This window comes from Formosimonas limnophila, assembly GCF_014652675.1.
GTDB classification, from domain to species: domain Bacteria; phylum Pseudomonadota; class Gammaproteobacteria; order Burkholderiales; family Burkholderiaceae; genus Hydromonas; species Hydromonas limnophila.
This window is the reverse complement of the sequence record NZ_BMZG01000010.1, coordinates 45,696-65,248: the sequence shown is the minus strand read 5'-3', so window position 1 is coordinate 65,248 and position 19,553 is coordinate 45,696. Positions and strand designations below refer to the sequence as shown.

The following is a 19,553-nucleotide window of genomic DNA, read 5'->3' as shown; positions in this document are numbered from 1 at the left end:
TTATACCTTGTTACTTCAAACCGCGCCCCAACAGATAGACTTCGGCCGACTTATCGCGCGAAGCCTTTGGCTTACGTGTGTGCACCACTTTAAAGGTCTCTCTAAATCGTTTCACCATCGCATCAAACCCCGCGCCATGAAAGGCTTTAATCAACAAAGCCCCATTCGGCTGTAAATGCGTCGCTGCGAAATCAAGCGCCAATTCGCACACATGGTCAATCCGCGCCGCATCCACAGAAGGGATACCACTTAAATTGGGGGCCATATCTGATAAAACAAGGTCCACCGACGCGCCACCCAGCATACGAGCCAGCTCATCGAGCACAGCGTCCTCACGGAAATCGCCCAAAATGAAATCCACCCCCGCAATCGGATCCATCTCCAACATATCCAAAGCCACAATACGGCCATTGATTTCACCACTCTTGACCAGCTTCTCACGCACCACTTGAGACCAGCTCCCTGGCGTCGCGCCCAAGTCAACCACGACCATACCCGATTTAATCAGCTTGTCTTGCTCATCAATCTCTTTGAGCTTATACGCAGCTCTGGCTCGATAACCATCGCGTTGCGCCTGCTTCACATACGGGTCATTGATGTGGTCGTGCATCCACGCCTGACTGAACTTATTTTTTTTCAAAATACTCAACACCTCATGCAAAAGCGAAACCCGTGCGCAATTGGCCGCAATCAAGGATAATAACGCTTTGCTTAAAAATTAAAGAAAACTCATAGAAAATCATGGCCATTTTACCCTTATCCGCAGCCCAACGCTCAAGTTTACGTGCCGATGCACACATCATCTCACCCGTCGTCATGATTGGTGACGCAGGCTTGACCGAAGCCGTTATCAAAGAAACCGACGCAGCCCTTTCTGCCCACTACCTGATTAAAGTTCGCGTGTTTTCTGATGAGAAAGATGTGCGTGCCGAATATTTCGACACCCTATGCGACAAACTGGGCGCCGCCCAAGTTCAGCACATTGGCAAACTACTCGTTCTGTATCGTCCTGAGTCCAAAACACCAAAGAAAAAAACCTTTGCTCAAACCCTCGCTTCCGAAGATGGTTTTAAAGGCGCCGCACCGCGTCGCGTCACCGTCATCAAATCAGCCATCCCCAACCGCGCAGTGAAAACCAAAAAAATCACTATCAAAGGCAACGAACGCGTCACCCAAGGCGGTAACGTCAAACGTGGCAAGAAAAAAACCGTTAGCGCCAAAAAGAAAATGGGTTGAGCATCGCATCAAACCACACTGCTGCCAGCATCTGAGTTGTTCACAAAAAAGGTTAAGTCTCTTGCTTAACCTTTTTTATCGGCTTTTTATTAGCGCTCATTGAGGGATTTAATCAACTCAACCGTTTATCAAAAAAAACCATTCAACTTTGTCGCTCCACAATCACATAATGTTTCTTCAAAGGTTCAATCACCTCAAACACCCCCTTGAAACCAGCAGGAATCACCACGGCATCCCCGACTGAGAACGCTTTCGTCATCGACTCACCAACAATTTGACCCCGCCCTTCCAAAACATAAAAATACTCATCCTCCGTCGGCCCCATCTCAATGTGCCACGAACCTACCTCAGATGCCCATACGCCCATATAGACTTCACCGGAGTCGTTCACAAAATGAGACCATGTCGTGCGCTTTGGGTTTCCCGTCAGCAAACGATCCGCACGCGGAAAATCGAACTCAGGCTCAGGACTGCATTCACCGAACAACTGCACAGTTACTTGATTAGATTGAACAACTGTCATCTTTAACTCCTTGATTCAAAAAATAAAAATACGCATATACATTCTACAATAACCCACTCAATAAAACCGCAACCACCTAAGCCATCACAAACCAACCAATTATCCGATTTATTTTGCAAAATTCCGTTGACAGAAATCTTTTTGCACCTTATAATTTCTCTTCTTTGGGACGTTAGCTCAGCTGGTAGAGCAGCGGACTTTTAATCCGTTGGTCACAAGTTCGAATCTTGTACGTCCTACCAAAAATAAAAAGCGCTTTAGTTTTGACTAAAGCGCTTTTTTATTTCTCTGCCCGAATCAGCTTCTGAATGGCACCTCGCCAGCAGCATGCAATCTTTGCAAGATTATTATTTGCTTCATGCACCAAACTCAAGCTTTACCGATCTGTCGCCGCTCCCTAAAAAACTGCTGCAACAACGCTTTGGCTTCCTCAAGCAGCACACCGCCCTCAACTGTCGCATGGTGATTTAGCCGAGCCTCGTCAAACAGATTTAAAACAGAACCTGCCACGCCTGTTTTGGGGTCAGGTGTGGCGTAAACCACTCGGCTGACTCGCGCATGAAACATCGCCCCCGCACACATCAGACATGGCTCTAACGTCACATACAATTCACAATCAGGCAAACGGTAATTCTCAACGCTTAATCCCGCCGCACGCAGGGCCTGCATTTCGGCATGAGCTGAAGCATCGTGCGTCGTAATGGATTGGTTGTAACCCTCGGCAACAACCATGTTGTCTTTCACCAGCACCGCCCCGACAGGCACTTCGCCTATGTCATAGGCTTTTTGAGCGGCGGCGAGCGCATAGCGCATGAAGAATTCATCACGCTGCAGCTTATTTTCCCACACGATACTCATGGCGAGACAAGTACCATGTTGTTGCGGTGCATGAGCTCGGCTTCATCCATGTGGCCAATGAGTTGCTCGATTTGCTCGGTCGTGTGTTTTGCCATGCGTGCAGATTCTGGGCTATTGTAATTGATGATGCCACGAGCGATTTCTTTACCCAACTCATCCACACAAGCAATGACGTCGCCGCGCATAAATTGGCCTTCCACGCGGACGACTCCAATAGGTAAGACACTTTTACCATTGTCTCGAATCGCTTTTACAGCACCTGCATCGAGAACGATTTTGCCACGCAATTGCAGATGATCGGCAATCCACTGCTGACGAGCAGTGAGTAGCGGCGTATCCGCACGAAGCTCTGTGCCAATGCGCTCACCGCTGGCAAGTCGCGGCAGGACGTTGATTTCGCGCCCACTAGCGATGATGGTGTGTGCGCCGCTTTTCATGGCGCGTTTGGCGGCGAGGACTTTGGTCAGCATGCCACCCGTGCCGATGTTACTGCCTGCGCCACCCGCCATTTCTTCGAGGATGGCCAAGCCCGCGGGTGCAGTTTGAATGAGTTCTGCTTGCGGATTTTTACGTGGGTCAGCGGTAAATAAACCCGTTTGGTCGGTGAGTATGACAAGCGCGTCAGCTTCGATGAGATTGGCGACGAGTGCGCCGAGCGTGTCGTTGTCACCCACTTTGATTTCATCGGTAATGACCGTATCGTTTTCGTTGATGATGGGCACGACACCCAAACGAAGCAATGTAAACAAGGCCGAGCGTGCATTTAAATAACGCGTGCGATCAGCCAGATCAGCATGAGTGAGCAAAATCTGCGCAGTGGTAATGCCAAACACAGCAAACTTTGATTCATAAACCTGCGCCAAACCCATTTGCCCAACGGCGGCAGCGGCCTGCAACTCATCAATGTGCGTCGGGCGCTTTGACCAGTTCAAGCGTTTCATGCCTTCAGCAATCGCGCCACTGGATACCAAAATCACCTCTTTACCCGCAGCACGCAAGTTGGCGATTTGTTTCACCCAACTGGCGATGGCAGCCTCGTCAGCACCCGAACCTTCGTTTGTAACCAGACTACTGCCTACCTTGACCACCACACGCTGCGCGCCGTGAATCGCCGATGGCATGGCAAGCACAGTGACATCATTCCATACCGTCATGCATTTTCTCCATCCTGCTCTGCTTGTAATCGACGCGCGGCACGCTCAGCTTCTCGAGCGGCGATGCGCTCTGCCTGCTCACGCTCGGCAATGATGCGCTCAGCGGCTTCGCGCTGCATTTGCTCTTCTTTCGCGCGTGCGTCCTCGATTTTCATCAAGTCGACGTAATCCTGAATTGCTTTCATCAGGACATCGCAACCCTCACGTGTCGCCGCAGAAATTTCAAAAATCGGCCCAGTCCAGCCATAATCCTTAACGAACTGCGCAACGCGCTCAGTACGCGCTTCGGTATCGAGCATATCTAGTTTATTCAACACCAGCCAGCGTGGTTTGTTGTACAGCTCTTCGTCGTATTTGCGCAACTCTTCAACAATCGCACGCGCCTCGTACACCGCATCAACATTTTCGTCAAACGGCGCCAAGTCAACCAAATGCAACAACACACGCGTGCGCGCCAAATGCTTCAAAAACCGATGCCCTAAACCCGCTCCATCAGCCGCACCCTCAATCAACCCAGGTATATCCGCAATCACAAAGCTACGTTCGGCCGCCGTGCGCACTACGCCTAGATTGGGATGCAGTGTGGTGAATGGGTAATCAGCGATTTTCGGTTTGGCATTTGACACCGCGCTAATCAGCGTGGATTTACCTGCATTCGGCATACCGAGCAGCCCAACATCAGCCAATACCTTCAGTTCCAAACGCAAGGCAAAACGCTCGCCCTCCGTGCCTAACGTGCGCTGACGCGGCGTGCGGTTCGTTGATGATTTAAAGTGAATATTGCCCAGTCCACCGTCGCCACCTTTGGCAAGCAAAACGCGCTGACCGTTTTCGGACAAGTCGTGCAATAGCTCGCCCGTCTCAGCGTCATAAATCATCGTGCCAACAGGTAATTTTAAAGTGATGTCATCGCCACCTTTGCCGTAGCAATCCGCACCGCGTCCCGCCTCGCCTTGTTTGGCCAAGTGTTTTTTCGTGTAGCGATAGTCAATCAGCGTATTCAGATTGTCATCGGCTTGGCCAAAAACGCTGCCGCCTTTGCCGCCATCACCACCATCAGGGCCACCATCAGGTTTGTATTTTTCGCGGCGAAAACTCACCACACCATTACCACCATTGCCTGCGATAACTTCGATATTTGCTTCATCAATAAACTTCATTTGCTGTCCAATAAAAACTGTCGGTGAATAGCGACATTATAAGCCATCAACACAGGGGTTTCGCTGAAAACGACATGAATGCCCAGAAAAGAAACATCATGAATTTTTGGTGCGCGTAGAATGTCGCTTTGGCTTTGATGATTCATTGTCTTTTTCCCCGTGCACGCGTCGCTACTCCATCAAGTTTCAACACCGCACCCTTGAGATTGACCACAAAAACCATCTTTCTCTTTACCAATCTAACACCCCATTACGCATGAGAACCAACGACTTTATCCGCCAGACGCCTTATATTGCTTGGGCATTGATGTTTGCTACATTATGCTGGGGCTTATTCAGCAATTTTTATGGCAGTCTCACACCTGAGATTTCGGTGACACTCAGTTTGACACCACAAAATCTCGGTGCACTCATCATGCTTATGAGCGCCGGCGGTGCACTGGGCGCATTTTTGGGCGGCGATATCGCCCAGCGGTTTGCCCCTGCGCCACTTCTGATGGTGTATTTGGCATTGGTGGCGGTCAGTCTGGTGTTAATTGTTTCAAGCGGTGACTTTGCTTTGGTATGTGTCGGTTATTGCCTCTACTCGGCGACCAGCACGGCGATTATAACCGTGTCGCACAGTATGTTGGCTCACTTGAACTTATCTGATGGCATACGCCCTCGGTTACTTGCTTTGTTAGATGTGGGGTTTAGCGTCGGCGCGACGATTTCGCCGCTGTGGGTGACACTATTGCTGATGTGGCACCACGATTGGCGTTTGCCTTATGTGATGTTTGCCTTGCCATTACTGATAATTGCGGCAAGTTTATTGCATCGAAAAGCCCGCGCCGATTTCGCACAAATCGTCACGGACACCGCCGCCAATCAAAGTCACAACCACACCAATGGCACCAGTCAATCCAGCTATCTCGCAGTCATCCGCGCACCGTGGGCGCGATGGACATGGCTGTGCGGCATACTCATCGGCTATGCAGAATGGGGCAATGCCTACTGGTTCGTCAACTACGCCACCAATGGCCGCGAAATCGATGTAACCCATGCCCGCATAGGTTTGGCAGCGTTCACTGGTGGCATGCTCATCATCCGCATCTGGCAAGCGTTTTATCACAGTCGCTGGAGCAACGAGCAGCGCATGAAGCGTTTAACTGTTGTGGGAACAGCAATGTTCATTGTCCTTCTCGCGTTGCCCAACCATGCTCATGTGCTTTTCGTCAGTATGGTTAGTTTTATGGCTGGCTTGGGCATTGGGATTATATTTCCCATGCTGCTGAACCATCTCATCGAACAAGTCCCACATGATGCATCAAAATGCTCAGCTCTACTCATGCTGTGCATCATCCTCGGTTCACAGCTCGGCGGTCTCATCATTGGTTTTTTTGCCACACATGTTGGTATTTTTGCGGGGTATGCAACAATTTCTATAGCGATGGTGGGGTTTACATACGGGATTTGGCGAGTCTATGGGGAAATAAAAACACCATCAGCACCTCGCTCATAGTGATGGCTTTTATTTCATACAAGCATTCAGGCAAACAATCGTAATCAATCGTTGACCAATAAAAAACCCCTACGAATTTCGTGGGGGTTTTTAAGTCGTCAATCGAGCGGTTAGGAAACAACGCTGACTGTACGACGCTTCAAAGCGCCTTTGACTGAGAACTCAACTTTGCCTTCAACCAGTGCAAACAAAGTGTGGTCTTTACCCATGCCGACGCCAACGCCTGCGTGGTATTCAGTACCGCGTTGGCGGATGATGATGTTACCAGGGACAATGTGTTCACCACCGTACATTTTAACGCCCAAGCGTTTCGATTCCGATTCACGACCATTTCGCGTAGAGCCGCCGCCTTTCTTTTGTGCCATTTTGAGCAACCTTTTTTTCAAACTTGATTCAAATCATTGAATCAACGTTGTTAACAAACAAATTACGCCGATTAAGCATTCACCGTTTCAACTTGAATTTCGGTGTAGTTTTGGCGATGGCCTTGACGTTTTTGGTAGTGCTTACGACGACGCATTTTAAAAATGCGGACTTTGTCGTGACGACCTTGTGAAACCACTTTAGCAACGACCGACGCACCAGACACCAACGGTGTACCCACAACCAAGCCTTCGCCAGAACCAACAGCGAGTACTTCGTTCAAGGTAATTTGTTGTCCAATGTCAGCAGCGATCTGTTCTATTTTCAATTTTTGACCGGCGATAACACGGTATTGCTTACCACCAGTTTTTATGACTGCGTACATGAATATTCCTTAAATTTAAAACCTCTTTGACGCACCATTGCGTAAAGAAGCGAGATTGTAACTGACTTTAGGCAAGTAAATCAAGTAAAACAAGCACTTAATCGCAAACCTCTGCACTGATTGTGGTCAAATTCACACTGATTACATCACATCCGTGAGCCAATCAGAGGTGCTCAGATGTGATGCAATCGGCTCAATTGAAGTTTTTCGCTGTGCGCACCATGCCAACGAACTCGTGACGATAACCATGCTCATCTCGTCCTTTGGCGTTGCTTGCCCAGTCAAGGATGGTTTGCCATGAGGTTTTATCCAATGCGGCGTTGTGACGCAGTTTTTGGCCAAAAGCAGCCACAGCGACGGTAAAACGCATATCCACCGAGCCGTCAGTAAAAGCGGCGAGCTGGTCGGACGTGTTAATGACCAAGCTGGCTAACTCGCTTTTTGAACCTGCGGGGGTTTTCCAACGCATTTTGAGAAATGCGGGTTCACGGCCTGAATCTGATTTTGGCTTTTCATTTTGGTAACTCAATGAGTCAGCTTTAACATCACCCTTACTGCCTTTGAGAACCAACTCATACAAAACAGTGACACGTTTGCCCGCGCCGATGTCGCCCGCATCCACTTTGTCGTTATTAAAGTCTTCGCGAGCAAGCTGGCGGTTTTCGTAACCGATTTGACGGTATTCGACCACTTGAAAACTCACTGAGTGTTTTAATGATCGTGAGCCCCAAAAGCGTCAAAGATGGCTGCATGGTTTATTATTTTAAAAGCTCGTTGGTTAGAAAGCGCTTTGTCATACGAGGGCACACTCGCATTTCATCCACGTTCTGCCGTTATGATGTATTTTTACCCAAACTTGGTACTCATCATGAATTTATTTCCCATCATCGTGACATCTTTATTGATTCTTTTGGCCGCTTATATAGGCTGGCGGTTGGTACCGTCGCGAGGGTTTGTCGGCTGGCGGGTGCTCGCTTGGTTGTCGATTGTGGCATTAGCGGCGTGTGTGCCATTTGGGTTCATATTGCGCGGGAGTAATAGCGTCTGGTTGCCGTCGGTCAACTATGGTTTTGGATTGTATTCGCTGCTATTGGTATTTGTGTTTTTGCGAGACGCGTTGCTGCTGGGGACAAAATTTTGGCCAAAAAGCCAATCAGCATCGCTAGAACGACGTGAGTTTTTAAGAGGTGCATCTCGCGTGGGTGCAGTCGGTGCAGCCGCTGCGGTATTTGGTTACGGAGCGGCACGTGCAGCGGCATCACCGACGGTGGTGCACATGGATGTATTGGTAAAAAACTTGCCTGACAGCCTAATTGGCACAACGATTGTGCAGTTATCTGATGTGCACATAGGCCAGCTCGCAGGTGAAGCAACGTATGTGCAGCGAATCGTGACGACAGTGAATGAGCTCAATGCAGATATCCTTGCTCTCACAGGTGACTTTGTCGATGGCTCGGTGGCAAGATTACGAGAAAACTTCGCGCCATTGGGCCAACTCAAGGCGAAGTATGGCGCGTTTTTTGCCACAGGCAACCATGAGTATTATTCTGGCGTGGCAGAATGGATGGAGGAGTTTCGTACATTAGGCTGGGATGTCTTGGAAAACGAACACCGGGTACTGAACATCAACGGTAGCCCGCTCGTCCTCGCGGGCGTACATGACTACAAAAGCGGCAGCCGCTCAAAAACCCATCGCTGCGACCCAGCGGCGGCGCTCGCCAACGCCCCCGCCGATACACCACGCATTCTGCTTGCACACCACCCCGACACAGCATTGCTCACCGACGGACTGAATGTAGACTTACAATTATCTGGCCACACTCACGCAGGCCAATACTTCCCAGCAACGTGGATTGTCCACTGGGTGCATCAATACGCCCAAGGATTAAATCGCCGTGGTGACATGAACATCTATGTCAATTCGGGGACAGGTTACTGGGGGCCGCCAATTCGCACCACTGATATCACAGGAGAAATCACTTTAGTGACCCTTAAAAAAGCATAAATTCCACCAAAAAGAACGTGCGCTCACAGCATAAACCGAATATTCTTTTGTCTAACGCGCCAAATCTGCCAATAAATCACCAATTGTGTGTAAATTTTGGAGGGTAAAAACCACCCACCAATGTTAGCATACGCCCGCAACATTTTCTTTTGTTCACAACAACATCAACATGCGGGCTGGAGACTGTAACTTTATACACCCGCACACAAAGAGAAGGATGGTTTTATGGAAGCGTTTCACGGTTTTATTAATGACATCAACGGCATACTTTGGTCGTATGTTTTGGTTTACCTACTGTTCGGTGTGGGGATTTACTTCACCATCCGTTTTGGCTTTTTACAATTTCGTGGTTTAAAACGTGCCTGCCAAGTCACATTCGCCAAAGCAGGCCCAGGTGAAATCAGTTCATTCCAAGCATTCGCCACAGGTTTGGCCTCTCGCGTGGGTATGGGGAATATCGCAGGTGTCGCCACAGCCATCAGTGTTGGCGGCCCAGGTGCTGTGTTTTGGATGTGGGTGACGGCATTGCTCGGTATGTCATCAGCATTCGTCGAAGCAACGTTGGCTCAGATTTTTAAAGTCAAAAACGGTGACGGTACATTCCGTGGTGGCCCTGCTTACTATATCCAACAAGGCTTGGGTTCACGTGGCTGGGGTATTGCATTTGCGTTGAGTCTATTGCTTGCATTCGGTTTGGTATTTAATGCGTTGCAAAGCAACGCGATTGCCGAGTCCATGGAAGTCGCATTTGGCATTGACCGCACGTTGATGGGCATTATTCTGGTTGCAGCCTCTGGCGCGGTGATTTTTGGTGGTGCACGTCGCATTGGTAAAGTGGCTGAAATTCTCGTGCCTGTGATGGCGGTCATTTATCTACTCGTCGCAGTGTACGCCATCATCACCAACATTGGTGAGTTGCCACGCGTTCTTGGCCTGATTGTTTCTGCTGCCTTTAACCCACAAGCGGCTTTGGGTGGTGCTGCAGGTGTTGGCTTGAAACAAGCGATGGAAATGGGCATCAAACGCGGCTTGTTCTCTAATGAAGCAGGTATGGGCTCTGCACCAAATGCGGCAGCTTCTGCCTCAACACCACACCCTGTTAACCAAGGCTTATTGCAAATGCTCGGCGTGTTTGTCGACACCATCATCGTGTGTAGCGCGACAGCACTGATAATTTTGCTATCGCCTGCCTACACCGCAGGTGATGAAGCGAAAGGGATTGCGTTAACGCAAGCGGCGGTTAATCACCACGTTGGCGCAGGTGGTCCCGGCTTCTTAGCTATTGCCATCTTCTTATTTGCCTTCACTTCCATTATTGGTAACTATGCTTATGCAGAGAGCAACATCAACTTCATCAAACGTAGCCCAACACTGGTGTTGATTTTCCGCTTAATGGTGCTAGGTATGGTGATGTTCGGCGCAACAGGCAGCTTGCCACTCGTGTGGGACATGGCTGATGTCAGCATGGGCTTCATGGCATTAATTAACTTAGCCGCCATTTTGCTTCTTTCTAAATTCTCTTTCGCGGCATGGAAAGACTACGCAAGCCAGCTCAAAGCAGGCAAAGAGCCTGTTTTCAAAAGCGAATCAATTGAAGGTTTGAAAGGTAAGTTAATGGACGACAACTGGAAGTAATCCTTTGCCGTTTGATTGACCAACAAAAAAGCGACGCCGCTGAGGCGTCGCTTTTTTTTACGTCAATCAATTTAGACCACAATTGAGCAAGCACCCAAAAAAACAGATAAAATGCCTTATCTTTGGTATTGCTCTTGAAAATCAAAAGCGCATCACCAGTTAGCCCATAGATTCTATTCACACCACAAGGAAAACCCATGAGCACCCTAAAGCATGTTACCGACGACACTTTTGAAGCAGACGTTTTAAACGCCGCCACCCCAGTATTGGTGGATTTTTGGGCTTGCCCCAGTATTGGACGAATTATCAAAAGACTACGATGGCAAAATCACCATTGTGAAAGTCAATGTCGATGAAAACGCCAACACGCCTGCCAAATTCGGTATTCGTGGCATCCCCACTTTGTTGTTGTTCAAAAACGGCACAGTCATGGGCACAAAAGTCGGCGCAGCGAGCAAATCACAATTGGCCGCTTTCATCGACAGCCACCTTTAATCAAAGCACACAGCGCGGTGGTTATAACCGCGCTGTGGCGTTATTCATAAAACCCTCACCTTACCCTGTTTTTCAGCTATAATCGCGCATCTTATCGATTTTCGTGTCGCTCGACACATTCTGCAATACTTCTTATTTCCCCTCAAAAAGTTATTTCCGCCGCGTCACTCGCACGCATCTTAATGATTGTTCATCATGCATTTAAACGAATTAAAATCCCTACCCATCAAAGAACTCGTCGAAATGGCGCTTGAGCTGGGCATCGAAAACGCCAGCCGTCTGCGTAAACAAGAGCTCATGTTCGCCGTGCTCAAACGTCGCGCCAAAACAGGCGAGTCGGTCTTCGGCGATGGCACGCTCGAGGTTTTGCCCGATGGTTTTGGATTTTTGCGCTCACCCGACACATCTTATCTCGCCAGCACGGATGATATCTACATCTCACCCTCACAGATTCGTCGTTTCAATTTACACACAGGCGACACCATCGAAGGTGAAGTACGCACACCGAAAGACAACGAGCGCTATTTCGCCCTCGTCAAAGTCGATAAAGTCAACGGCCTTGTCCCTGAGCACACCAAACACCGTATTTTGTTCGAAAACTTAACCGCGATTCACCCGAACAAACTCCTGCCGTTAGAACGCGACATCAAGGCCGAGGAAAACCTCACAGGCCGTATCATTGACATCATTTCCCCCATCGGTTTGGGACAGCGTGGCCTCATCGTCGCCCCGCCCAAGTCGGGTAAAACTGTCATGCTGCAAAACATCGCTCACGCCGTTGCCGAAAACCGTCCTGACATTGACTTATTTGTCCTATTGGTTGACGAGCGTCCCGAAGAAGTGACCGAAATGCAACGCGCTGTCAAAGGCGAAGTCATCGCCTCAACATTTGATGAGCCAGCCACCCGTCACGTCCAAGTCGCCGAAATGGTCATCGAAAAAGCCAAACGTTTGACCGAAACAGGTAAAGACGTCGTTATTCTCGTTGACTCCATCACCCGATTGGCACGCGCATACAACACCGTCATTCCAGCCTCAGGTAAAGTCCTCACAGGCGGTGTCGATGCCAATGCCCTACAACGCCCAAAACGTTTTTTTGGTGCAGCACGCAACATCGAAGAAGGTGGCTCACTGACCATCATCGCCACCGCGCTCGTGGACACGGGCTCACGGATGGATGATGTGATTTTTGAAGAATTCAAAGGCACGGGCAATATGGAACTGTGCTTGGATCGCCGCATGTCAGAGAAACGTGTTTACCCAAGCATCAGCTTGAACAAATCATCCACGCGCCGCGAGGAGCTTTTACTCAAACCAGACGTTCTTCAAAAAATCTGGATTCTGCGCAAATTCCTCTACGAGATGGACGATATCGCAGCCATGGAGTTCATTGTCGACAAAATGAAACAAACAAAGAACAATGCTGAGTTTTTTGAAATGATGAGACGCGGCGGGTAATCAACGCCATCAAAAAATCAGTACTGTAGCACTGATTTTTTTTCGATCAGTCTTACACTTGAGTAACCTTGATTTTCCCTCTTGAGAAAACCATCGATCATTTGTAAAACCGCACTCATTCACTCAGCGATATGGGTAGCCTCACAGTCACCGTTGTTCACCGACCTAACTCGCTTTTAACAACCAAATGCCCTTGATGCCGCATAATAACCGTTCGCGCCATCGCAAACCCAACATCAAGACTATTTGCAGCATCTGGTTGCGTACCCTGCGTATGTGGGATGAGCTGCAGACCCAAATTCAATCGTGCGAGTTGCTCGTTTGACATCCCTCGCCAGCCATCAATAATACGACAGATGAACCCACTGGGGATTAGAGCCTTCCGTGCACACAGCGACTCTGACCACACTGTCGCTTTCGCTATAACGAATCGCATTGGACAACAGGTTATCCAAGGCACGAATCAGCAAAGCACCATCACACAAAACCCAGATACTTGTGGCAGCTAATCTGTCTGCCTCATCGAACGTCAGTTCAATGCGTTTAGCCTGCACCTGAGACCAAACATGCTCAACGGCTTCATCGAGTATCTGAGTCGCATTTAGCTCATTCATTTGATATTGGTTGACTTTGACCTTGGATAGATCAACCAAGTCTACCGCCCAATCCAATGTTTGGTGTACTTTATCTACAATTTGGCTATAAAACACCTCATCATCCACACGACTGTTCGACTGCCGCTGTAACTCCAATCAACGACAGAATCGAAACTTGAGGGCTGCGCAAGTCATGGGACAAAAACTCAATCAACTCACCACGCTCACGCTGCATCAAACATTCATTTGATAGATTCAAAAAATTCACCAACCACACACTGCTTTTGCCCAAAGTATTTGACACCACTGCAGTTTTACCATCATCGGTCAGTGCCACTTTTTTTATAATTAAGGTAATAACATCACGCAATTAACCATCATCTGTTATTTTGTATAAAGTGCATATCACTTAGATGCCTTAAATTCGGCCATACGACAGCACGTACCCATCATCTTGACGCACATCTAATTGCGCCACTCGACCCACAGGTAAAGTTAGCTTGTCTCGAACATGCCCAAATGGCAGATCGGTCAAAAGCGGAATATCGATGCGTGAACGCAGATGTTTGACCATTTCATCAAAATCGTAGCCCGCATCATTTTCATAAAGTTTGTAACCGTTAAACTGCCCAAGAATCATGGCTCTCTGCTGGGTTAAAATCCCCGCCTCTCTCAGCTGGTAAATCGCTCGCTCGATGCGATAGGGATGCTCATTGATATCTTCAAGAAACAAAATACCATCTTTAACTTCTGGCAAATAACGACTACCCACCAGCTGGGACACCATAGTCAAGTTCCCCCCCCACAACATGCCTTCTGTTTTGAACTGATACGGCTGAGCCACTCTGACTTTTATGGCGTCAATACCCGCGCCCAGCAATTCCCAAAAGTGGTGTTGCGTAAAAGAAGAAGGCGAATCAGCACCGAAATCAAAACACGTCATCGGCCCACTATAGGAAGCCTTACCCGTGAGAGCATAGTACGCCAGTGTGAATGCAGTAAAGTCGCTGTGACCGATAAAAACTAAATCTGCAGCTGCCAAGCCATCAAAATCAATACGATCAAGAATGCGCGACAAACCATAACCACCACGAAGTGCCATAACAAGGTCAGGCTTACTGTCTTTGAATTCGGGCTGTGCGTATTTGGTCAAAGCATTTAGCTCAGCCGCTCGCTCGTCGTCCGTTCCTGCGAATCTCTGAAAGTGTCGCAGCGCAGAAGATTGGCCTTTGACCTGCCAACCTTTTTCTTGAAAATAATCAACAGCACGAGCAACAGCGTCCTGATCCTGAGGGTCACCTGATGGGGCAATGAGATGTAAGAGAGGCATGGTTATCAACAAAAAAGAGGTGAGTGAAACAATAAAGATTCATTGTACCCTTTCCTCACGCCCGTGTGAACGTATGCAGATAGGGCTTGTGCACTGCGACACCTAAAACCACCAAGTGGATTGTGTGTGTCTGCAATATTGGTATCCAACGTATCCAACAAATGAAACAAAGACGCGATCAATCGCGTCTTTGTTTTAAATTCTGAACCCTAAGTACCATTTAGTCATTCAATCCTTGGCTATCGAGGTAAGACTCATAGTCACCTTTGTAATCAACAATGTTTCCATCGCCTTTGACCTCAATAATCCGTGTCGCGACGTTGTCAATAAACTGGCGATCATGCGACACAATAAACACCGTGCCTGTGTACTTCTCCAATGCCAGCTGAAGCGACTCAATCGACTCCATATCCAAGTGATTGGTTGGTTCATCGAGCATCATCACATTGTGACGCCCCAGCATCAAACGACCAAAGCTCATACGGTGTTTTTCACCACCCGAGAGAACCCGTACTTTTTTACCCACGTCCTCGCCAGAAAAAAGCAGTTTACCCAACACGCTGCGAATCGCTTGATCATCATCGCCTGCCTGACGGAATTGGCCCATCCAATCCATCACCAACTCATCTGAGTCAAACTGCTCAGCCACATCTTGCGCCATGTAGCCAATATCGGCATTCTCAGACCATTTGACTTTGCCGCTATCGGGTTCGAGCTCACCTTTGAGAATCCGCAGTAGCGTGGTTTTACCCACACCATTGCCACCAATAATGGCGATTTTCTCACCTGCCTCAACCATGGCGGAGTAGTTTTTGACAATCGGTTTATCAAAGGTTTTTGCAATGGTCTCAACTTCAACGGCCAAGCGATGCATGACTTTGTTTTGTTCAAACCGAATGAAAGGATTTTGGCGTGATGAAGGCTTCATCTCGACGGTGTCCCCTTTGATTTTTTGAATCATTTTCTGGCGTGAAGTGGCTTGACGAGCCTTGGCCTTGTTCGCCGCAAAGCGCTGAACGAACTCTTGTAACTCCGCAATCCGTTCTTTAGCTTTTGAGTTGCTGGCCATTTGACGAGCGCGCGCCTCAGCCGAAGCCATCATATAGTCATCGTAGTTGCCCGAATACACCGTGAGCGTGCCGTAATCCATATCGGCCATGTGGGTACACACCGCGTTCAAAAAATGACGGTCATGCGAAATGATGATCATCGTGCAGTCTTTTTCGTTAATCGCGTGTTCCAACCAACGGATGGTATCAATGTCCAAGTTATTGGTTGGCTCATCCAGCAGCAAAACGTCAGGATCAGAGAACAGGGCTTGTGCCAGCAACACACGAACCTTCAAACCTGGAGGCACAGCACTCATGAGACCGTCGTGATAACTATTGACAATCCCTACCCCAGAGAGCAACTCACCCGCACGAGCTTCGGCAGTGTAGCCGTCGTATTGGGCAAAGACCCCCTCAAGCTCAGCCGCTTTCATGTAATCGTCTTCAGTCGCTTCCATGTTGGCATAAATCGCATCACGCTCGGTCATGGCGAGCCACATCTCAGAATGCCCCATCATGACCACGTCCAGCACGCGCAAGTCTTCGAAAGCAAACTGGTCTTGACGCAATTTACCCACGCGCACATTGGGCTCAACACTGACATTACCCGCACTCGGCTCTAAATCGCCGCCGAGGATTTTCATGAACGTTGACTTGCCACAGCCATTAGCTCCGATGAGGCCATAACGATTGCCTTCGCCAAACTTAACACTGATGTTTTCAAACAAAGGCTTTGCGCCAAACTGCTGGGTAATATTTGCTGCTGATAACACGTTAAACTCCAAAATGAAAAACAAAAGAGCAGTCACCTACTTTTTTGTCGCTCAGTTTAAACAAGTTGCTTGGGAGCCTATATCACTCGGCCAAAGCCCCAAACACAATTAAAACCAAATTTAAAAAACAAGTGCTCATCAATCAATGATGCACGCTGTCCTAACAATATTTTTGTCGCGACACATTGACAACCGGAACACCACAACAAACAAGGCAGGGATTACCCTGCCCAGCTTTGGCCATTAAGCCGTTTCTTTTTTAGCCGCGACGATTAACTCAGGATACGTTTTCACACCATAACGTGCACGCAAAACCTGTAAATAAGCCGTTAATTGCAGCTGCTCTGCCACGCCGCTCCACTCCGCCAGCAAACCATCAAAATTGGCATTATTCGTGTCAAGCGGCGCACCTTTGCCCAAAACCCGGACCAGCTCAATTTTATCACTGCCCGCACTAAGCAACAGCTTTGGTGCACCGTCAGTAACACCCAAAACCTGCGATACCGTCGCTGAATCCAACCCATTGCCCTGAACCAGCGCAACGGTTTGTAGCGGGCCAATACTTGTAGCTGCACTCATAACGCTGAGTTTGCCTTCGTAGTCTTTACGCGCAGCCGTGACAGCCGCCTCTGTCCTGAGTATTTGCTCAATGACTGCTTTAACAACCTCCAACGGCTGCAAGCCCCCTGGGGTTTGTCGCGTGACCTTACCAACAACCAGCGTGTAATCATCCGCTTGGACTGGGTTACTGATGGTCTTTTTGGTAACATGCTCGCCACTGAGCAACACTTCGCGAACTTCCGCGCGAACCAATGGGGTGTTTTGTAAAGCTGGAGCCACTTCACCAGCACGTGACACATTTTGAGCAGAACCGAGTCGAGCACCAAACGTTTTTACTAAAGCAGTCAAGTCACTGGGGGTTTTAGCCAGTTCTTCACCCAGCTTCTTTGACATATCAGACACACGAGCGGCAGCGGCTTTTTTCATTACTTCTCGCGACTGATTTTGATCAGCACGCACCTTCGCGTATTGCTCTGCAGTCCCTTCACCAAAAGCGAGTTTAATGTCCTCATCGGTGATGACATAGTTTTCCGGCAGAACAGGAATAATCGCATACTCAACATCGGACTGGTCTGTCACTGTAAACTTGGCAGGATTTTTTGCATAATACCCCTGCACCTGCTCCGCAGTGACGGACACATTCGCCAAATAAGGCGTCAAATCAATCACCCGACGCTCGATTTGTCGAGTTTGGCTAAGCAAAGTCTTTAGTGCTGCACTTTGTGCAGGCAATAGTCCCAGAACTGAACTCATTGAATTTGATAAAATGATTTGCGCTTGCTGCTCACGCAACCGTGATTCGTAGACAGCTACCGTCATACCATTGGCTTTAACCATGTTTTGATAAGCCGCCGTATCAATTCGACCGTCTTCAGTTTTGGGCAGATTAGCAGCAATACCTGCCTGAATCGCTTTACTCAACGCAAAATCAGACACTTCTATACGCTCGTCTTTTGCCGCTTCTTTAATCAACGCTTCATTAACCATGGACTCTAAATAAACCGCACGCTGCTCGGCGGTATCAAACTGTGTCGCATCATAAGCACTACCCAACATTTGTTGCACCTGTCCCAATCGATTGCTAAAAGCTGCTTCAAACTGCTGCTGCGTGATGTGCTGAGAACCAACGACAGCCACATTAGGCGAACGCGCTGTGTCATTAAAAAATTGCCCCCCTGTTAACACCAACGCGGGCACCGCGATAGCAAACAACAAAACTTGAGCGAATCGCTTATTTCTCTGAAAATACTCAATCATAATCGTCCTTAAATCTTGAATACGTCACCACCGCCCCAAACCATCCAACCCGAGCAGAGCCAATCGCGTATTATATAGTGATTCACAAACCTGTGGTGCGCTGTTCGCCACCTACATGTGGCTCAACCAGCGTGATGAGCGCAACAAAAAAGGTGAACCAATCGGTTCACCTTTTATATACTGGCGGAGCGGACGGGGCTCGAACCCGCGACCCCCGGCGTGACAGGCCGGTATTCTAACCAACTGAACTACCGCTCCAGTTTACTGCATCGGATACGTGGTGGGTGTTGAGAGGCTCGAACTCCCGACCTACGCCTTGTAAGGGCGCCGCTCTACCAACTGAGCTAAACACCCGCATCCATTTTGTCACTGCATTCTAAGCAAAAAATACTCAGAATAAAAACGCGAACCTGAGTTCGCATTTTTGTTTTGGCGGAGCGGACGGGGCTCGAACCCGCGACCCCCGGCGTGACAGGCCGGTATTCTAACCAACTGAACTACCGCTCCAAAACTACTATTTTAAGACTGGTGGGTGTTGAGAGGCTCGAACTCCCGACCTACGCCTTGTAAGGGCGCCGCTCTACCAACTGAGCTAAACACCCAATCTTAAAAAATTAATTTACTGCGTCTTTCAAACCTTTACCTGGTTTGAACTTAGGTACTTTTGCTGCTTTGATTTTGATTTCAGCACCAGTTTGTGGGTTACGACCCACACGAGCGGCGCGCTTGCCAACTGAGAATGTACCGAAGCCAACCAAAGTTACTGTACCACCTTTTTTCAAGGTTTTTTTAACGGCTGTTGTTACTGCGTCCAAAGCGCGACCAGCGGCTGCTTTAGAGATCTCTGCTTCAGCTGCGATAAAATCTACTAATTCTGACTTATTCATAAAGATTCTCCACTTGCAAAATATGATTTACGTCCTTGCATTGCATCCACAAAGACACCGTGTGTCATTTACAACAGCCGTCATTAGAACACAGCTTATCGAGCCGCGTCAAGCCACTTATCGATTTTTTTCTTAAAGCCCTGAGATTTGACGGGTGCTCGAGGCTATTTCTCATCTACAAGCCCCAAAAATTCGCTTTAAAAACAAATGACTTAGCACAGACTTTAGAGATAATTACCTAATTAAAACGGCGTGTCCAAAAACATCAAGAAGAATGCCCATACTTTTCAGCATGGGCATTCTTAACTAAGCATCACATGATGTGAT

General features: G+C 48.5%; 19 protein-coding genes, 5 tRNA genes and 1 pseudogene. 7 read left to right on the top strand and 18 right to left on the bottom strand.

The window, feature by feature from the left end; genetic code table 11:
- Window positions 1-10: 10 nt before the first annotated feature.
- The gene (locus tag IE082_RS09570) at window positions 11-640 is read right to left on the bottom strand and encodes an RlmE family RNA methyltransferase (RefSeq protein WP_189493693.1); all 630 of its coding nucleotides are present in this window, start codon (window positions 638-640) and stop codon (window positions 11-13) included.
- A gap of 101 nt (window positions 641-741) precedes the next feature.
- On the opposite strand from IE082_RS09570, the gene IE082_RS09565 reads away from it, so the two are divergent.
- The gene (locus IE082_RS09565) at window positions 742-1,236 is read left to right on the top strand and encodes a YhbY family RNA-binding protein (RefSeq protein ID WP_189493692.1); all 495 of its coding nucleotides are present in this window, start codon (window positions 742-744) and stop codon (window positions 1,234-1,236) included.
- Window positions 1,237-1,378: 142 nt separating this feature from the next.
- Here IE082_RS09565 and IE082_RS09560 read toward each other — a convergent pair whose 3' ends face one another.
- Entirely contained in the window at window positions 1,379-1,759 is a 381-nt protein-coding gene (locus IE082_RS09560; protein WP_189493691.1) for a cupin domain-containing protein, read from the bottom strand.
- 166 nt (window positions 1,760-1,925) lie between these two features.
- Here IE082_RS09560 and IE082_RS09555 point away from each other — a divergent pair.
- Window positions 1,926-2,001, top strand: a tRNA-Lys gene (locus tag IE082_RS09555).
- A 127-nt stretch (window positions 2,002-2,128) separates the two neighbouring features.
- On the opposite strand, the gene tadA is transcribed toward IE082_RS09555, so the two are convergent.
- The 3 genes from tadA to cgtA are packed head-to-tail and all read right to left on the bottom strand — an operon-like array spanning window position 2,129 to window position 4,931.
- Window positions 2,129-2,617: a tRNA adenosine(34) deaminase TadA gene (gene tadA / locus IE082_RS09550; RefSeq protein WP_189493690.1), complete on the bottom strand. Its 489-nt coding sequence runs from the start codon at window positions 2,615-2,617 to the stop codon at window positions 2,129-2,131.
- Window positions 2,614-3,738, bottom strand: coding sequence for a glutamate 5-kinase (gene proB / locus IE082_RS09545; protein WP_189493701.1), 1,125 nt, complete (start codon window positions 3,736-3,738; stop codon window positions 2,614-2,616). Before proB ends, tadA begins: the two co-directional genes overlap by 4 nt.
- Before the next feature lie 29 nt (window positions 3,739-3,767).
- Window positions 3,768-4,931 (bottom strand): Obg family GTPase CgtA, encoded by a 1,164-nt coding sequence (gene cgtA / locus IE082_RS09540; RefSeq protein ID WP_189493689.1) that lies wholly within the window; start codon window positions 4,929-4,931, stop codon window positions 3,768-3,770.
- A gap of 256 nt (window positions 4,932-5,187) precedes the next feature.
- Here cgtA and IE082_RS09535 point away from each other — a divergent pair, with 256 nt between their 5' ends.
- Complete coding sequence (locus IE082_RS09535; RefSeq protein ID WP_189493688.1) at window positions 5,188-6,432, top strand: MFS transporter; 1,245 nt, start codon at window positions 5,188-5,190, stop codon at window positions 6,430-6,432.
- A 110-nt stretch (window positions 6,433-6,542) separates the two neighbouring features.
- On the opposite strand, the gene rpmA is transcribed toward IE082_RS09535, so the two are convergent.
- The 3 genes from rpmA to IE082_RS09520 form a co-directional block, all read right to left on the bottom strand.
- Window positions 6,543-6,797 (bottom strand): 50S ribosomal protein L27, encoded by a 255-nt coding sequence (rpmA, locus tag IE082_RS09530; RefSeq protein ID WP_189493687.1) that lies wholly within the window; start codon window positions 6,795-6,797, stop codon window positions 6,543-6,545.
- Window positions 6,798-6,868: 71 nt separating this feature from the next.
- Window positions 6,869-7,180 (bottom strand): 50S ribosomal protein L21, encoded by a 312-nt coding sequence (gene rplU / locus IE082_RS09525; RefSeq protein ID WP_189493686.1) that lies wholly within the window; start codon window positions 7,178-7,180, stop codon window positions 6,869-6,871.
- A gap of 193 nt (window positions 7,181-7,373) precedes the next feature.
- Window positions 7,374-7,883 carry a YfbK domain-containing protein gene (locus IE082_RS09520; protein ID WP_189493685.1) on the bottom strand — a complete coding sequence of 170 codons (510 nt, stop codon included), beginning with the start codon at window positions 7,881-7,883 and terminating at the stop codon, window positions 7,374-7,376.
- A 39-nt stretch (window positions 7,884-7,922) separates the two neighbouring features.
- On the opposite strand from IE082_RS09520, the gene IE082_RS09515 reads away from it, so the two are divergent.
- The 4 genes and pseudogenes from IE082_RS09515 (at window position 7,923) to rho (ending at window position 12,773) form a co-directional block, all read left to right on the top strand.
- The gene (locus tag IE082_RS09515; protein WP_189493684.1) at window positions 7,923-9,185 is read left to right on the top strand and encodes a metallophosphoesterase; all 1,263 of its coding nucleotides are present in this window, start codon (window positions 7,923-7,925) and stop codon (window positions 9,183-9,185) included.
- 225 nt (window positions 9,186-9,410) lie between these two features.
- Entirely contained in the window at window positions 9,411-10,820 is a 1,410-nt protein-coding gene (locus tag IE082_RS09510; protein WP_189493683.1) for an alanine/glycine:cation symporter family protein, read from the top strand.
- 197 nt (window positions 10,821-11,017) lie between these two features.
- Window positions 11,018-11,315 (top strand): annotated as a pseudogene (locus IE082_RS09505) (thioredoxin family protein).
- A gap of 195 nt (window positions 11,316-11,510) precedes the next feature.
- On the top strand, window positions 11,511-12,773 hold the full coding sequence (gene rho, locus IE082_RS09500) for a transcription termination factor Rho (RefSeq protein ID WP_189493682.1): 1,263 nt from the start codon (window positions 11,511-11,513) through the stop codon (window positions 12,771-12,773).
- A 341-nt stretch (window positions 12,774-13,114) separates the two neighbouring features.
- Here rho and IE082_RS09495 read toward each other — a convergent pair whose 3' ends face one another.
- The 10 genes from IE082_RS09495 to IE082_RS09450 all read right to left on the bottom strand — a co-directional run bounded on the left by IE082_RS09495 (window position 13,115) and on the right by IE082_RS09450 (window position 19,226).
- On the bottom strand, window positions 13,115-13,483 hold the full coding sequence (locus tag IE082_RS09495) for a sensor histidine kinase (protein ID WP_189493681.1): 369 nt from the start codon (window positions 13,481-13,483) through the stop codon (window positions 13,115-13,117).
- Window positions 13,484-13,487: 4 nt separating this feature from the next.
- A complete protein-coding gene (locus tag IE082_RS09490) occupies window positions 13,488-13,706 on the bottom strand; it encodes a hypothetical protein (protein ID WP_189493680.1) in 219 nt (72 codons plus the stop codon).
- Between the two features lie 81 nt (window positions 13,707-13,787).
- Entirely contained in the window at window positions 13,788-14,699 is a 912-nt protein-coding gene (locus tag IE082_RS09485; protein ID WP_189493679.1) for an LD-carboxypeptidase, read from the bottom strand.
- A 220-nt stretch (window positions 14,700-14,919) separates the two neighbouring features.
- Entirely contained in the window at window positions 14,920-16,521 is a 1,602-nt protein-coding gene (locus IE082_RS09480) for an ABC-F family ATPase (RefSeq protein ID WP_189493678.1), read from the bottom strand.
- A 243-nt stretch (window positions 16,522-16,764) separates the two neighbouring features.
- Window positions 16,765-18,339, bottom strand: a complete 1,575-nt coding sequence (locus IE082_RS09475) for a peptidylprolyl isomerase (protein ID WP_189493677.1) — start codon at window positions 18,337-18,339, stop codon at window positions 16,765-16,767.
- A gap of 181 nt (window positions 18,340-18,520) precedes the next feature.
- Window positions 18,521-18,597 (bottom strand) — tRNA-Asp (locus IE082_RS09470).
- Window positions 18,598-18,617: 20 nt separating this feature from the next.
- Window positions 18,618-18,693, bottom strand: a tRNA-Val gene (locus tag IE082_RS09465).
- A 76-nt stretch (window positions 18,694-18,769) separates the two neighbouring features.
- A tRNA-Asp gene (locus IE082_RS09460) sits at window positions 18,770-18,846 on the bottom strand.
- A gap of 19 nt (window positions 18,847-18,865) precedes the next feature.
- Window positions 18,866-18,941, bottom strand: a tRNA-Val gene (locus tag IE082_RS09455).
- A gap of 12 nt (window positions 18,942-18,953) precedes the next feature.
- Window positions 18,954-19,226, bottom strand: coding sequence for an HU family DNA-binding protein (locus IE082_RS09450; RefSeq protein ID WP_133619211.1), 273 nt, complete (start codon window positions 19,224-19,226; stop codon window positions 18,954-18,956).
- Window positions 19,227-19,553 lie beyond the last annotated feature (327 nt).